This is a genomic window from Pseudomonas sp. GW822-FHT03F08 (assembly GCF_058801265.1).
In genome coordinates this window covers 266,489-282,011 of the sequence record NZ_JBXANC010000005.1, presented here as the reverse complement: position 1 = coordinate 282,011, position 15,523 = coordinate 266,489, and the positions used below count along the sequence as shown (strand labels likewise).

10 protein-coding genes are annotated in these 15,523 nt (G+C 62.1%); 4 read left to right on the top strand and 6 right to left on the bottom strand.

Going from position 1 to position 15,523, the window contains the following annotated elements:
- Positions 1–52: 52 nt before the first annotated feature.
- From pvdO to pvdM, 3 genes are read right to left on the bottom strand one after another with little or no spacing between them, the layout of a single operon-like run.
- On the bottom strand, positions 53–961 hold the full coding sequence (pvdO, locus tag AC1RME_RS14900) for a dihydropyoverdine dehydrogenase (RefSeq protein WP_096821156.1): 909 nt from the start codon (positions 959–961) through the stop codon (positions 53–55).
- A 40-nt stretch (positions 962–1,001) separates the two neighbouring features.
- A complete protein-coding gene (pvdN, locus tag AC1RME_RS14895; RefSeq protein WP_493091522.1) occupies positions 1,002–2,297 on the bottom strand; it encodes a pyoverdine-tailoring periplasmic protein PvdN in 1,296 nt (431 codons plus the stop codon).
- On the bottom strand, positions 2,294–3,664 hold the full coding sequence (pvdM, locus tag AC1RME_RS14890) for a pyoverdine-tailoring dipeptidase-like protein PvdM (RefSeq protein WP_096821158.1): 1,371 nt from the start codon (positions 3,662–3,664) through the stop codon (positions 2,294–2,296). Before pvdM ends, pvdN begins: the two co-directional genes overlap by 4 nt.
- Positions 3,665–3,848: 184 nt before the next feature.
- On the opposite strand from pvdM, the gene pvdP reads away from it, so the two are divergent.
- Complete coding sequence (pvdP, locus tag AC1RME_RS14885) at positions 3,849–5,459, top strand: pyoverdine maturation tyrosinase PvdP (RefSeq protein ID WP_096821159.1); 1,611 nt, start codon at positions 3,849–3,851, stop codon at positions 5,457–5,459.
- Between the two features lie 33 nt (positions 5,460–5,492).
- Here the strand turns inward: pvdP and AC1RME_RS14880 are convergent, their stop codons facing one another.
- From AC1RME_RS14880 to AC1RME_RS14870, 3 genes are read right to left on the bottom strand one after another with little or no spacing between them, the layout of a single operon-like run.
- Complete coding sequence (locus AC1RME_RS14880) at positions 5,493–6,887, bottom strand: efflux transporter outer membrane subunit (protein ID WP_493091521.1); 1,395 nt, start codon at positions 6,885–6,887, stop codon at positions 5,493–5,495.
- Between the two features lie 7 nt (positions 6,888–6,894).
- Positions 6,895–8,868 (bottom strand): MacB family efflux pump subunit, encoded by a 1,974-nt coding sequence (locus tag AC1RME_RS14875; RefSeq protein ID WP_493072851.1) that lies wholly within the window; start codon positions 8,866–8,868, stop codon positions 6,895–6,897.
- Positions 8,869–10,041: an efflux RND transporter periplasmic adaptor subunit gene (locus tag AC1RME_RS14870; RefSeq protein WP_493091520.1), complete on the bottom strand. Its 1,173-nt coding sequence runs from the start codon at positions 10,039–10,041 to the stop codon at positions 8,869–8,871.
- 320 nt (positions 10,042–10,361) lie between these two features.
- On the opposite strand from AC1RME_RS14870, the gene AC1RME_RS14865 reads away from it, so the two are divergent.
- The 3 genes from AC1RME_RS14865 (at position 10,362) to mgtA (ending at position 15,507) form a co-directional block, all read left to right on the top strand.
- Positions 10,362–10,844 carry a sigma-70 family RNA polymerase sigma factor gene (locus AC1RME_RS14865; protein ID WP_096821163.1) on the top strand — a complete coding sequence of 161 codons (483 nt, stop codon included), beginning with the start codon at positions 10,362–10,364 and terminating at the stop codon, positions 10,842–10,844.
- Positions 10,845–10,976: 132 nt separating this feature from the next.
- Positions 10,977–12,314, top strand: coding sequence for a lysine N(6)-hydroxylase/L-ornithine N(5)-oxygenase family protein (locus AC1RME_RS14860; protein ID WP_493091519.1), 1,338 nt, complete (start codon positions 10,977–10,979; stop codon positions 12,312–12,314).
- 493 nt (positions 12,315–12,807) lie between these two features.
- Positions 12,808–15,507, top strand: a complete 2,700-nt coding sequence (mgtA, locus tag AC1RME_RS14855; RefSeq protein WP_096821165.1) for a magnesium-translocating P-type ATPase — start codon at positions 12,808–12,810, stop codon at positions 15,505–15,507.
- Positions 15,508–15,523 lie beyond the last annotated feature (16 nt).

The following is a 15,523-nucleotide window of genomic DNA, read 5'->3' as shown; positions in this document are numbered from 1 at the left end:
GATTCGAGAAAAACCGGGAGGGCGTCGACCCGATGGTCGACGCCGGGGTGGATCAGAGGTCGCGGGCTACACGAAAGCCCAGCCAGTCGCCCCGCACTTTGGGGTAGACCGCGTTGCGGTTGCCGGAACGCGAGAACACCGGCGCTTCGCCCCAGTCATTGCCGCGGATGCGCTGGATGGTGCAGTCGCCGCTCCGCCACGCGCTGCCGTCACTCGGGGCACCGACGTAGTTTTCGTTGTAGCAGTCGGCCGTCCATTCGTAGACGTTGCCGTGCATGTCATAGACGCCGAAGGCGTTGGCCGGAAAGCTGCCGGCCGGTGCGGTGAAGTTGTAGCCATCGGCCGCGCCGTAGGTGTTGGCGTGTTTGGCGATGCTGTATTCCTTGCCCTCATCGAACGGGAACGGGAAGGGTCCGGTGCTGCCGGCACGCGCGGCGTATTCGCGCAGAGACTCACTGACCAGACGGTATTGTTTGCCGGTCTTTTTCGAGAGCCACGCCACGTACGCGTTGACCTCGGCGAAGTCCATGCACACGGCCGGATGCCTGTCGGTGTACTGCTTGCGCGGGTCGCTGCCCGCGTAATCCGGAATCCCGGCCTTGCACGCGCGGCCCTCGCGATCATCACCGTCGGGCATCTGATAACCGGTGTCCTTGAGGTAGGCGTCCCACTGGCCCCGAAGGACCTGGAAGCGGCTGATGGCCAGCGGTTTGGCGAACGTCACCGGGTGCATCGGGCCTTCGTCCGGTTCGCGGCCGACTTCGTCTTCCGGGGTGCCCATGGTGAACGTGCCGGTGGGCAGCACGACCATTTCCGGGCAGTCCTTGCAGTCTTTGAACACCTTGCCCGGCTGCAGTGGTTCAGCCGCCTGCGCCAGCCCCGGCAACAGGCTGGCGAGCAGGGCGGCCAGGGTCAGCGCGGGGAGCGACTTGATGGAAAAACTACGTAGCTCACTGTTCATCATTTCTCTCGATAACAGGTTAAAAAGGAGTTCGCGGTGCTCAGATCTGGCTGACGAGCACGGTCATGAAGCGGTCGATTTCTTGTTCGTTGTTCAGCAGGCCCGGCGCGCTGCGAATGACCGGGCCGACGTCGCGGTCGACGGCATCGGCGATCACCTTGTTCTGCATCAGGTAGGCGGCGATCTTGTCGCAGTCCTTGCCCTTGATCCGGAAGAAGGTGAAGCCGGCGGACAGTTCGGGGCTCAGCGGCGTGACCAGTTCGATCTGCGGGTGTTCCTGCAGGCGTTTTTTCAGGTAGCTGTTCAAGGCGTGAATGCGTGCCTGGACGTCGGCCTTGCCCAGTTGCAGGTGCAATTTGAACGCTTCGTTCAAGGCCCAGCGATGCTCGAAGGCGTGATAGCCACCGGGGGTCATGGTGGTGGAAAACGCGGTGGCTTCGGAGAAGGTCGGAATGATCGGCGTGACGTACCTGACCTGATCGAAACGGCTGCAGACGATGCCGGTACCGCGCGGGCCGAACATCCACTTGTGGGTGCCGGCGATAAAGAAGTCGCAGTTCATCGCCGGGAAGCTCAGGTCGTCGACGCCGAAGCCGTGTACGCCATCCACCAGATAAATGATCCGGTTGTCGTCCGAACGGCCCTTGTTGTGCTTGTCGACCAACGCGCCGATTTCGGCGATCGGCAGTTTCACGCCGCTGCCCGAATGCACCCAGCACATGCCAAGCACGCGGGTTTCGGGGCGGATGTTGCTGTCGATGGCCGCGAGGATTTCGGCCTTGGTCACCGTGTGCGGATCCTTGAACAGACGGATCTTGCGCACCTTGGTGCCTTCACGCTGTGTGCGCAGCGCGAGGATGGTGTGGGTGGCGTAGTGTTCGTGTTGAGTGGTGAGGATTTCCTGATCGGCACGCACATGGGCGCCGCCGTAAATCATCGCCAGGCCCTCGGTGGTGCTGCCGGTCAGGGCGATCTGTCTGGCGTCGGCTTGCAGATAGCGCCCGGCCCAGACCCGCACTTCTTCCTCGCGCTGCTCGATCACGCCCAGGTCCCAGTCCATCGCCAGTCCCGGATTCTTGTCGAGGGCGGCGCGGTGCTGGGCGATGGCGTCACGCACCGGTTTGGGGTGCGAGGTGATCAGGAAGTTGGAGAAGTGCAGGCAGTCCGGATCCTGCTCGAACAGCGTGCGCAATTGCGCCCACTTGTCCTGTGCCGGCGCTGCTGGCGCAACGTTCGCGGTGCTGGCGGGGCTGGCGCCCTGGACGATGCCCGAGGCCAGCGGCAGGCCGGCGGCGAGAATTCCCGCCTGCTTGAGAAACGTACGACGATCACTCATGGCTTGATCTTGTCCTGCTGTGAAATCAGCGCAGGTCGGGCGGCTTTCTGCACCTGATCCCAGACCCGCAGGAAGTTGCCGCCCCAGAGCTTGGCGATGTCGGCTTGGGAGTAGCCGCGCGAAATCAGTTCGGCGGTGACGTTGGGGATGTCGCCGACGTTCTCCCAGCCTTTGACGCCGCCGCCTTCGTTGAAGTCGGAGCTGATGCCGACATGGTCGATGCCGATCTTGCGCACGGTGTAATCGATGGCGTCGCCGTAGTCCTTGAGCGTGGCTTTGGGTTCTTCATCGAGGATCGCGTAGAGGCGGCTGGCGTACTGGCCGAACTTGGCCTCGGGCCACGCGGCGATGATCGGGTCGCCCGGCATCAGCGCCATCGCGAGATTGGGCAGTGGCGGCAGGTCAAAGCTCTTGCGCAGTTCGTTGAGTTTGTCCTGGGTGGTCTGGGTCAGCGGGCGCAGGTACTGCGAGAAGCCCACCACCTGCACCACGCCGCCGCTGTTCTTGATCAGTTGCAGTTCTTTGTCGCTGAGGTTGCGGGGGATGTCGACCATCGCCCGTGGCGCCGAGTGCGAGGCCACCATCGGCGTGCGGCTCAGTTGTGCGACTTGCTCCAGGGCTTTGGTCGACATCTGCGACACGTCGATGATCACGCCCAGATCGTTGAGGCGCTTGACCGCTTGCTTGCCGATGTCGGAGAGGCCATCGAGCGCATCCGGCGAATCATTGAAGAACGGCAGTGGCCGGGACGAGTCGGCCCAATCGTTGTTGCCGATGTAGCTGAAGCCGAACATGCGCATGCCGCGCGCCGTCCACAGGTCCAGCAGGTTCAGGTCGTGTCCCAGCGGGTAGGCGTTGAGCATGCTGATGAAAATCGCGAACTTGCCTTCGCCGTGCAGGCGCCGGAAATCATCGGGCGTGTAGGCGATCCCGACCTGATTGGGGAAGTCGCGGACCATGCCGGAGATGATCTTGTAGCGGATCTCCTGCTGGTTGCGCGCCTCTTCAACGAAACCCGCCGTCGGCTTGTGCGGCGCATTGGCGCCGTTCCACAGCTCTGGCCAGCCGAAAATCGTCAGCGCCGCACCGGACAATTGCCCGCGATTGGCCTTGATCAGGTCGAATTGCCCGGGCCCGTCCTTGTCGGCTTCATTGCCGTGGGTACCGAAGTCCTGGAGGACGGTGATGTGGCTGTCGAACGACAGCAGGTGCTGGTGCATCTCGCGGGCCTGGTCCATCACCTTGGCCGGATAGCCGGGGTTGTCGTTGAGCCAGTAATCCCAGGCTGCGAAGCCTGCTGCGGCACTGATCGCCAGGGCCACTGGCAGGCCAATGAAAAGAGCCTTTTTCGAACGTGGTTTTGTCATTGCCATCTCAGTCAGGTTCGCCGTCGAGGTACTGGCGCAGGGGCCATTGCTATCTGGAAAGAACGAGTGATTGGCAACGAAATTTAGTCGCATCGCCCTGTGGCGAGGGCGCCCTTAAATTTGTCGGGGCAGCGTACGTTCTAGCTTGGATAAGGCCTGCTTCATGGCTGACACAGGTAGGGCAATGAAGATTTCTCGACGATGGTTCATGGCAGGCCTGGCGCTGACCGGCGCTGCGGTGCCTGCGGCTTATTTTGGTCATCGTGAATGGACCAGACCGGACCCCACGATCACCCCCGGCGAGGCGTCGTTCGACGTGGCCGACATGGCCGGTCAGCGTCTGGCGAACAAATTGCGCGGGGTCTGGGACATCCGTTTCGAGGGCCGCGACGCCGGCGTCGAAGGGCTGCCGGCAAGCGGTCTGCAAGTGTTCCTCGACATCGGCCAGAAGGGGCGCGGTGTCTGCGGTTTTCTGGATACGCCCGAGCGTCTGCGCTCTGGGGAAACACCGCGTTACCGAATAATCGGAGATCTGGCCGAGGGCGACGCGGCGAAGTTGAGCTGGCGGCTGATCAGTGCCAACGGTCATATCGACTACGAACTGCAAATGATCCTCGACGAAGTCTGGGCCGATTTCGGCAACGCCGGCAGCGGCAGCCTCAGCGGTCGGGTGTCGCGTCTGGATCGGCCGTTGGCGCTGCCGATGCAGGACAACCGCTTCATTGCCGTCAAACATCTGTTCCCCGAAGCCCGGCAGCGCACGCCGCTGAATCCGACGCTGCTGGCGTGGCTGATCTCTCCCGAACACCGGTTGTTTCACCAGGTCTGGCATGCGACGCGGGACAAGTGGCACACCCTGGCCGAAGACAAGCGCAACGCGTTGCGCGGTCTCGGCTGGCAGCCCGGCCCGCGTGACAACGAGCGCGATGCCCGTGGCGACCGTAAGGATCGCAACGGTTCGGGCGTCGACTTTTTCTTCATGCACCGGCACATGCTGGGCACAGCGCGTTCGATGCAGGATCTGCCGTCGTGGGAGTATTTCCCGCTGCCGCAGCCCGAACTGATCCGCGATCGGGTCGGTTTCGCCCGCTACTTCGACAACCACGACGGCACGGCACTGCCGCCGACGTGGCTGGCCGATGGTGACAATGAGTACAGCCAATGGGTCAGCGACCTGAAAACCGCCGAGACCTATGAAAGCAACTTTCAGGTCTGGGAGTCGCAGTACCGCGATCCGGGCTATCTGGCCAAGCTCACGTTGGGCCAGTTCGGTTCAGAAGTGGAACTGGGGCTGCACGACTGGCTGCACATGCGCTGGGCCTCGGTGCCGCGCGATCCGTCCAACGGCCAACCGGTGCCGTTTGCCCGGGATCCGGCGGATTTCGCCGCACGCTGGTTCGCGGCGGAAAACGACTTCCTCGGCGATCCGTTTTCATCCCATGTCAATCCGGTGTTCTGGCATTTCCACGGCTGGATCGATGACCGCATCGAGGACTGGTTCCGCGCTCACGAACGTTTCCATCCGGGCGAAGTCACCCGGCAAGTGGTCAACGGTGTGCAGTGGTTTGCGCCGGGGCGCTGGAACGAGGTCGCGGATCCGTGGCTGGGGCCGACCACCCACGGTTGCAGCACCACGCCGGGTTTGCAGGTGGGCAAGTCAGTGGAGATGGATCCCGAGACCATGAAGCTGGCGCTGCGCATCACCTTCATCGGCGACGAGAAGAAACTCGCCGCGCTGTTCCGCCGCGTGCCGCAACGGCCGTGGTATGCGCGTCATTTGAAAGCCAAGGTTTGAAGCAAAAGATCGCAGCTTGCGATCTTTTGTTTTTCAGCGCGTCTCCCAACCCCCACCCAACGCTTTGTACAACGCAATGCTCGCCTGCATCCGCGCCAGTCGCAGTTGCACGTTGAGATCCTGCGCGGCGTACAGCGTGCGCTGGGTTTCCAGCACGGTCAGCAAGTCTTCGGCGCCGGCCTGGTAGCGGTTTTGGGAAAGGTTGAAGGCGGTCTGCGCCTGATTCAGCTCTTCGGTCTGCCATTGCCGCTGTTGATCCAGACCCTGAATGCTGTTCAGGGCTTTTTCCACGTCGGCGAAGCCATTGATGATCGCGCCGCGATAGGTTTCCAGCAGTTCTTCCTGGCGAGCGGTTGCCTTGTCGCGTTCTGCGGACAGACGACCGTTATTGAAGATCGGCGCGATCAGCCCGGCGGTGAAGTTGTAGAACGGGCTGCGCATTACATCGTCGAAGCGGTTGGCGCCGGAACCCAGCTGCGCGCTCAGGGTGACCTTGGGCAGTATGGCGGCGCGGGCGACTTTGACGTCCGCCTGGGCGGCTGCCAGTTGCGCTTCGGCGCGGGCGATGTCCGGGCGACGGATCAGCAGATCGCTGGGCAATCCGGCAGCGATTTGTGGCCATTGCAGTTGGTCGAACGATTCGAGGCTCGGTGGCAATTCCTGCACCGGTCGCCCGAGCAGTGCCGCGAGACCGATTCGCGCGTCCTCGGCCTGTTGCTGCACGGTGGGCAGTTGCCGCTGTTGCGCGGCCACCAGACTTTTCTGCTGGGCCAGTTCCAGCGCGGTGGCAGAGCCGGCATTGAAACGGGTCTGCACCAGTTGCAGAACACTCTGCGCGTTGGCCAGGTTCAGCGCGGCAATGCGGCTTTGTTCCTGCAATGACAGCGCCTGGGTGTAACGGTTGGCGACGTCGCTGAGCAGGGTCAGTTCCACGGTGGCCTGATCGAACTCACTGGCGCGCAGGCCCTGGCGGGCGCTTTCGCGGGTGGCGGCCTGACCGCCCCAGAAGTCGATTTCATAACTGGCGCTGAGGTTGGCGTCGAAGTAGTCCACAGCCTTGTTGCTGCTGTCGGCATCCAGTTGGCTGTAGCCGTTGCCGCGCAGCAGTTTCTGGCGGTTGGCATTCAGGCCTGCGGTTATTTCCGGCAATTGCGAACCGCCGGCGATCACCGTGCTGGCGCGGGCCTGACGCACGCGGGCAATGGCGGCGGCCAGGTCGTGGCTGCCGCTTTGCGCCTGTCCGATCAACTGGTTCAGGTGCGGGCTGGCGAAATGCGTCCACCATTGCTGGTTGGTCTGCGCCACCGATTGCCCGGTCGGCGACTGCCACGCGGCGGGGGCGGTCACGCCGCTCTCCGGGCGTGGGGCGGGGCTGCCGCAGGCACTCAGCATCAGGCAAAGGGTCAACAGGCTCAGTTGCGGTTTCATAGATCGATCATTCACTGGTGAGGGCCGTGACCGGGTCGAGCCGGGCAGCTTTGCGGGCGGGCATGAAGCCGAAAACGACCCCGGTGATCAGTGCGCAGGCGAAGGCGCCGGCGATGGCCACCAGGGAAAATGCGACGGCGACTTCGCTGAGTATCAACACGCCGCCCACGAGCAGCGCCAGGCCAATACCGGCAATGCCGCCGACCACCGAGAGCATCACCGCTTCGGTCAGGAACTGACGCAGGATGTCGCGCTGACGGGCGCCGGTGGCCATGCGGATCCCGATTTCGCGAGTGCGTTCACGCACGGTCATGAGCATGATGTTCATCACCCCGATGCCGCCGACCAGCAGCGAAATCGCGGCAATCGAACCGAGCATCAGCGACAGGGTGTTTTGCGTGCGCGCTTCGGCCTGAATCATCGCGGCATTGTTGGTCAGCTCGAAATCCTTCTTGCCGTTGTGCAACTGCAACATCAATTGCTCGATGGCCATTTCGGTTTCGTGGACCTTGCGCGCATCGGCGGCGGCGATCACCACGTACTCGGGGTTGTGCGTGCCGAACAGTCGAACGCTGGCCGCGGAGTAGGGGATGGCGATGCGATTGTCGCTGTCCTGATCGCCGGAGCTGGCGCCCTTGCCGGCCAGTACGCCGACCACCTGGAACGGCACGTTCTCGATCAGGATGTATTGGCCGATGGGATTGCTCACGTTCTTGAGCAACTTGTCGCGGACTTTCTTGCCGATCACCGCGACGGCCGCACCGTTGCGCTCATCGGCCTCGGTGAAGTAGCTGCCTTCGACCACTGGCCAGTTGAAGATGTCCGGGAAATTGGTGTCGTTGCCGCCGATGTAACTCATGTGATCGAGGTTGCCGAAGCGCACCCCGGCTTCGGCACCGTTGACCGGCATGATGCGAGTGATCTGCGGCAGGCTGGCCAGTGCAGCGACTTCATCCAGGGTGACGATGCCCGGCGGCGTGCGCGGGTTCGGCGCGGCGCCGCTGAGGTAAATGATGTTGGAACCGAAGGCACCCATCTGCGCCATGACCTGGCGCTTGCTGCCTTCACCGACCGCAAGCATCACCACCACCGACGCCACGCCGATGATGATGCCCAGCAGCGTCAGCGCGGTACGGAAGCGGTTGATCCACATGACGCGCCACGCCGCTTGCACCGCATCGACCAGTTCGCCTTTCCAGGCGCCGCTCGCTTCGCTGCCCTCGCTCAGGCGCTTGCGCAGATCCACCGCCTGCAAGGCGCCGGGGTTGGCGCTGGTCTGCACGGTGGGATCTTCCTTGGCGCTGTCGCGGATGATCAGGCCGTCGCTGATTTCAATGATGCGCTTGGCCCGGGCCGCCACTTCACGGTCGTGGGTGATGAGAATGACCACGTGGCCCTGGCTCGCCAGCTCGTCGAGCAGCGCCATGACTTCCTTGCCGCTGTGGCTGTCGAGGGCGCCGGTCGGTTCGTCCGCGAGGATGATATGACCGCCGTTCATCAAGGCGCGGGCAATCGATACCCGTTGTTGCTGACCACCGGAGAGTTGATGGGGGCGGTTGCCGGTGCGCGAGGCCAGACCGAGGCGCTCGAGCAGGGCGGCGGCACGCGCATGGCGTTCGGCGGCGGGAATGCCGGCATAGATGGCCGGCATCTCGACGTTTTCCTGGGCGGAGCCGGACGGAATCAGGTGGTATCCCTGAAACACAAAACCGAAGGCTTCGCGACGCAGCCAGGCCAGTTCATCGGTGTCCAGGCCGGCGACGTTTTCCCCGGCAAAGCGGTATTCGCCGGACGTGGGCCGGTCGAGGCAGCCGAGGATGTTCATCAGCGTCGATTTGCCGGAGCCGGACGCGCCGACGATCGCCACGAACTCGCCGGCATGGATCGACAGGTCGATGCCGCGCAGCACGTGAACTTCGGGTGCGTCACCGCCGCCGTAGGATTTGCGGATGTCCTGCAGGTCGATCAGGGGCGTTTGCATTCAGCCTCCGTTGCCGTCGGCCGGGCCGATCAACAGATGATCGCCTTCGCTGAGGCCGTCGAGGATCTGCACTTTCAAGCGATCGCTGATGCCGGTGCGCACGGTGCGTTGCTCGATGTCGCCGTTCTGTGCCACGACCCGGGCAATCTGGCTGTCGGGTTTGGTGCTGCCATGCAGGGCCGCAATCGGTGCGGTGAGGACGTCTTTCGCCTGATTCGAGACAAAGAACACTTGCGTGGTCATCTCTGCCATCAGCGCGTTGTCGGCGTTGTCGACATCCAGCAACACGGTGTACAGCACCACGCGACCGGCACCGCTTTTACTGGTGCTGGTCGGGCTGCCGCCGCCCTGGCTGGTCTGGTCCAGCGGTTTGGGCGGCACTGGCAGGATCTGCCGCACGGTGCTGCTCCAGCGCCGGTTGCCGCCGCTGAGGGTGGTGAAATAAGCGCTCATGCCCGGTTTGACGTGGCCGATGTCGGCCTCGGAAACTTCCGCCCAGACCGTCATTGGCGACAGCTTGGCGATCCGCAGGATCAGTGGCGTCTGTTGCTGGGCGTTGAGTGTCTGGCCTTCGCGAGCGTCCAGCGCAACCACGGTGCCGGCCATCGGCGCGAAGATCCGGGTGTAGCCGAGTTCGGCCTGATCGCTGCGCAGACTTGCCTGTGCCTGACGGATCTGCGCCTGGAACATGTCGATCCGCGCCTGTGTGGCTTTGAGTTCGGCGCGGGCGGTCTGCACGTCCTCTTCTCGGGTGGCGCCGCCGGCGGCCAGGTTCTGCTGGCGCTGGTACTTCTGGCGCGCCAGTTCGTGTTGAGCCTGTTGTTCCTGCAACTGCGCCTTGAGGTTTTCGATGGAAAACTGGCTAGCGTCGAGTTTGGCCTTTTGCGTGGCCGGGTCGATTTCCACCAGCAGTTGGCCTTCCTTGACCACGTCGCCGACGTCCACGTGGATCTTGCGAATCTGCCCCGACGCCTGGGCGCCGACATCTACGTAACGGCGAGGCTGGAGGGTGCCGAGTGCGGTCACGCTGCTTTCTATATCGCCACGGGAGACTTGCACGGTGGCGAATTTGTCCCGACCGGGCGGCAAGACTTGCCAGGCGGCAACAGCAATAACGGGGATCAGACAAAGGGCGATGAGCAGGGCGCGTCGGGCGGGGCGGGGACGTTTCATGCAGGGTTCCGGCCAGTGGAAATCGGCCCGTCGTTCAGCAGGCACCGCGAACGGGCCACAGTCGAACGCTGTCGCAGGGCGCGACAGATACGGGGGGCTGTCCTTTAAACGAGAGACGGGGTGGGGAATTTAAGCGCTGAAAAACGCGGTAACAGGTATAGCTGGCAACAATTTGTCGGGCAAATGGAAACAGCGCTTTAAATCTATATGAGAATTACTATAAATTACGCGTCTGAATTTGCCACCATCGTGCCACTGCCTGTTTTGGCAGATCGCCGGTCTGGCTCAAGGATCGAAACCGCACCCTGCGGCCGGGAGTCATGTTGGAAAACTACTATCGCGAGCTGGTGTGTTTCCTGAACGCCAAGCTAGGCAACCGCCAGGTGGCCGAAGATGTGGTGCATGACGCTTATCTGCGGGTACTGGAACGTTCCAGCGACACGCCAATCGAGCAGCCCCGCGCATTTCTCTACCGCACGGCGCTCAATCTGGTGATCGATGACCACCGGCGCAATGCTTCGCGCCAGGTTGAATCCCTTGATGTGCTCGACAGCGAAGAGCGCTATTTCAGTCCTTCTCCTCATCACAGTCTCGATCATGGCCAGCGCCTGGCGCTGTTGCAGCGTGCACTGGCCGAGCTGCCGGCGTTGTGCCGCGAGAGCTTTTTGCTGCGCAAGATCGAAGGGCTGTCGCACCCGGAGATCGCCGAGTGTCTGGGTATTTCCAAGGCCTTGGTCGAAAAACACATCGTCAACGCCATGAAACATTGCCGAGTGCGCATCAAGCAATGGGATGGACATTGATCGTTCCCGGTTAAATTTTTTTTCACCGTCCTCGTTCCTACTCAACAGACGATCTGCTGTCCTGCACAAGGCCGGTCAGGTCACCCAGGCTTCATCCCCGCTGTTGAGGGGTACATCCAGAGGACACTGGAAATGACACAGGCAATTGCATCGCCCATCGTTCACGACCTGATCGGCGTCGGTTTCGGCCCTTCGAACCTGGCGCTGGCCATCGCTCTGCAAGAGCGCGGCCCGACCCAGGGCGAACTGGATGTGCTGTTTCTCGACAAACAACCGACCTACAGCTGGCACGGCAACACGCTCTCGACCCAGAGCGAGTTGCAGATTTCCTTCCTGAAGGATCTGGTGACCCTGCGCAATCCGACGAGCCCGTACTCGTTCGTCAATTACCTCAAGCAGCACGGTCGTCTGGTGGACTTCATCAACCTCGGCACCTTCTACCCGTGCCGCATGGAGTACAACGACTACCTGCGCTGGGTCGCCGCGCAGTTCACCGAACAGAGTCGCTACGGCGAAGAAGTGCTGACCATCGAGCCGGTGCTGCACAACCATCAGGTTGAAGCGCTGCGGGTGATTTCCCGTGGGACGGACGGTCAGCAATTCGTTCGTACTGCGCGTTCGGTGGTGGTCAGCGCCGGCGGCACACCGCGCATTCCCGAAGCCTTCAAGGCACTGAAGGGCGATGCGCGAGTATTCCACCACTCGCAGTACCTGGCGGAGATGGCCAAGCAGCCGTGCGTCAATAATCAGCCAATGAGCATCGCGATCATCGGTGGCGGCCAGAGCGCGGCGGAAGCGTTCATCGATCTGAACGATTCGTTCCCGTCGGTGCAGGTCGACATGATCCTGCGCGGCTCGGCGCTGAAACCGGCGGACGACAGCCCGTTCGTCAACGAAGTGTTCTCGCCGGAATTCACCGACCTGATCTTCCAGCAGAAGAGCAGCGAGCGTGAGCGTCTGGTCAACGAGTACCACAACACCAACTACTCGGTGGTCGACATTGACCTGATCGAGCGCATCTACGGCATTTTCTATCGGCAGAAAGTCTCGGGCGTGGCGCGCCATGCGTTCCGCACCCTGACCACTGTCGAGAAAGCCACCGCCACCGAGCACGGTATCGAACTGACCGTGCGCAACAACGCTACCGGCGAAGTCACCGTGCGTGCCTACGACGCAGTGGTGCTGGCCACCGGTTACGAGCGTCAGATGCATCGCAAACTGCTGGCGCCGCTGGAAGAGTACCTGGGCGACTTCGAGGTCGATCGCAACTACAAACTGATCACCGACGAGCGCTGCAAGGCCGGTCTGTACATGCAGGGCTTCTGCCAGGCCAGCCACGGTCTGAGCGATACGTTGCTGTCGATCCTGCCGATCCGTGCAGACGAGATCGCCGGCTCGCTGTATGAGCATGGCAAGCACCGCGGGCACAGCCGTTCGGTGATGGATTTGTTGTTGGCCACGGCCAGCTGATGACGTCCTGACGACTCCTGCGCCGAGCGCGGGAGTCGCTTCGAGGTCAATCCTGAACCCTTCCTGAATGACCTCCACATCTCCCGACCTCATTCCCTTTACGGGTTTACTCTCCAGGCATCGGGGCGTAAGCTTCGCGCGTTTTCATCAATAGCGGAGACCCACAGTGGGTACTTGTTCGAGTGACAGTTGTCGGCCGGTCCTTGTAACCGGCAGATTCTCGGCAAGATAACGCGCATTCCTTTGTGCCGTTGTCTCGCCGAACAGCGAGCAGCGGCATCCCGATCATGGTCAGTTGAGACCATGTCCCGACGTCCTTCTCATCGACGCTGAAAAGAGCGTGGTTTCGACTTTTTCGTCGCAATCGCAGCCCTATCGACACGCCTGTCTTTTTTGACTGGCGCGCCAACCCTTGCCGTGCCGAATTTTTCGGTGCAAGAGGGCTGGACGTACCTGCTTGACGGTTTCCCGGCTGACCATAGGGGCAACAGCCATGAAACTTACGCTCAAGGAATTTTTCGCAGGCTTCCTGCGGACCCGTCACATCGCCCGGCACTTCCGTCGTCTGGCCGTGCTGGAAAGTCTTCGCGACACCACGGTCAGCCGTGAAGTGCCGCCCACCCTGGCCAACACATTGGTGGACGCCGCCCATTGCGACAGCGGCGTGCTGCTGTCGAACCTCGGTACCCACACCGACGGCCTCACCGATTTCGAAGTCGATGTGCTGCGTGCGCAGCATGGCCTCAACGAAGTCGAGCATGAGCAACCGTTGCCGTGGTGGACCCACCTGTGGCACTGCTACAAAAACCCGTTCAACCTGCTGCTGACCCTGCTGGCGGTGATCTCGTGGCTGACGGACGACCTCAAGGCCGCCACCGTGATTTTCTCGATGGTGGTGCTCTCGACCCTGCTGCGCTTCTGGCAGGAAAGCAAATCCAACCGGGCGGCCGACGCACTCAAGGCGATGGTCAGCAACACCGCCACCGTGCTGCGCCGGGATGCGCCGCGCACTGAACTGCCGATCAAGCAACTGGTGCCCGGCGATCTGATCGTGCTCTCGGCCGGTGACATGATTCCTGCCGATTGCCGGGTGCTCAGCGCCAAGGATCTGTTCGTCAGCCAGGCCGCGATGACCGGCGAATCGATGCCGGTGGAGAAATTCCCCCGTCAGGCGGATCGCGATACGCGTAACCCGCTGGAGCTCGACAACATCCTGTTCATGGGCACCAACGTGGTGTCCGGGACAGCGGTGGCGGTGATTCTCACTACCGGCAACAGCACCTATTTCGGTGCGCTGGCGCTGCGGGTCGGGGCAACCGATCGCGGGGTGACGTCGTTCCAGCAGGGCGTGAACAAAGTCAGCTGGCTGTTGATCCGCTTCATGTTCGTCATGGCGCCGCTGGTGTTGTTCATCAACGGTTTCACCAAGGGTGACTGGACCGAAGCCCTGCTGTTTGCGCTGTCGATCGCCGTGGGCCTGACCCCGGAAATGCTGCCGATGATCGTCACCTCGACCCTGGCCAAGGGCGCGGTGTTCCTGTCGCGCAAGAAGGTCATCGTCAAACGCCTGGATGCGATCCAGAACTTCGGCGCCATGGACGTGCTGTGCACCGACAAGACCGGCACATTGACCCAGGACAAGATCTTCCTGGCACGCAATGTCGACGTCTGGGGTGAAGACTCCGACGACGTGCTGGAAATGGCTTATCTGAACAGCTACTACCAGACCGGCCTGAAAAACCTGCTCGACGTGGCGGTGCTGGAACACGTGGAAGTCCACCGTGAACTGAAGGTCGGCACGGCGTTTCGCAAGGTCGACGAGATCCCGTTCGACTTCAATCGCCGGCGCATGTCGGTGGTGGTCGAAGGGCACGGCCAACCGCATCAGTTGATCTGCAAAGGCGCGGTGGAAGAAGTGTTGTCGGTGTGCACCCGGGTTCGTCACGGTGAAGTCGACGAAGCCTTGAGCGATGAATTGCTGGCGAGAATTCGTCAGGTAACAGCAGCATTCAACGCTGAAGGCTTGCGCGTGGTAGCGGTGGCGGCACGGTCGATGCCTGAAGGTCGCGACACTTACAGCCTGGGTGACGAGCAGGAACTGACGCTGATCGGTTATGTGGCATTCCTCGATCCGCCGAAGGAAAGCACCGCACCGGCACTCAAGGCTCTGGCCGAACACGGCGTGGCCGTGAAAGTGCTGACCGGTGACAACGAGCTGGTGACCGCCAAGATCTGCCGCGAGGTGGGCCTGGCCCAGCAAGGCCTGCTGATGGGCAACGACATCGAACGCATGAGCGACGCGGAACTGGCGGTGGCGGTAGAGACCACCAACGTGTTCGCCAAGCTGACGCCATCGCACAAGGAGCGCATCGTGCGCATCCTCAAGGGCAACGGCCACGTGGTCGGGTTCATGGGCGACGGCATCAACGATGCGCCGGCCCTGCGTACGGCGGACATCGGTATTTCCGTGGACAGCGCAGTCGATATCGCCAAGGAAGCGGCCGACATCATCCTGCTGGAAAAGAGCCTGATGGTGCTGGAGGAGGGCGTGCTGGAAGGGCGTCGGACCTTCGCCAACATGCTCAAGTACATCAAGATGACCGCCAGCTCGAACTTCGGCAACGTGTTCTCGGTGTTGGTGGCCAGTGCGTTCATTCCGTTCCTGCCGATGCTGCCGATGCACCTGCTGGTGCAGAACCTGCTGTATGACATTTCTCAGATCGCGATCCCGTTCGATAACGTCGACGACGAAATGCTGAAACAGCCGCAACGCTGGCAGCCCGGGGATGTCGGACGCTTCATGCTGTTCTTCGGCCCGATCAGTTCGATCTTCGACATCACAACGTTCGCCTTGATGTGGTACGTGTTTGATGCCAACACCCCGGATCACCAGACGTTGTTCCAGTCCGGCTGGTTTGTGGTGGGATTGCTGACCCAGACGCTGATCGTGCACATGATCCGCACGCCGAAGATTCCGTTCCTGCAAAGCCGCGCGGCCATGCCGCTGCTGGTGATGACCGGAATCATCATGGCCGTGGGCATCTTCCTGCCGATGGGACCGCTGGCGCACTACTTCAAACTGCAAGCGCTGCCGTCGATGTACTTCGTGTTCCTGCCGGTGATCCTGCTGGCGTACATGGCACTGACCCAGGCCGTAAAAGGCTTCTACATCCGCCGGTTCGGCTGGCAGTAACAGGAAAGATTCCCCC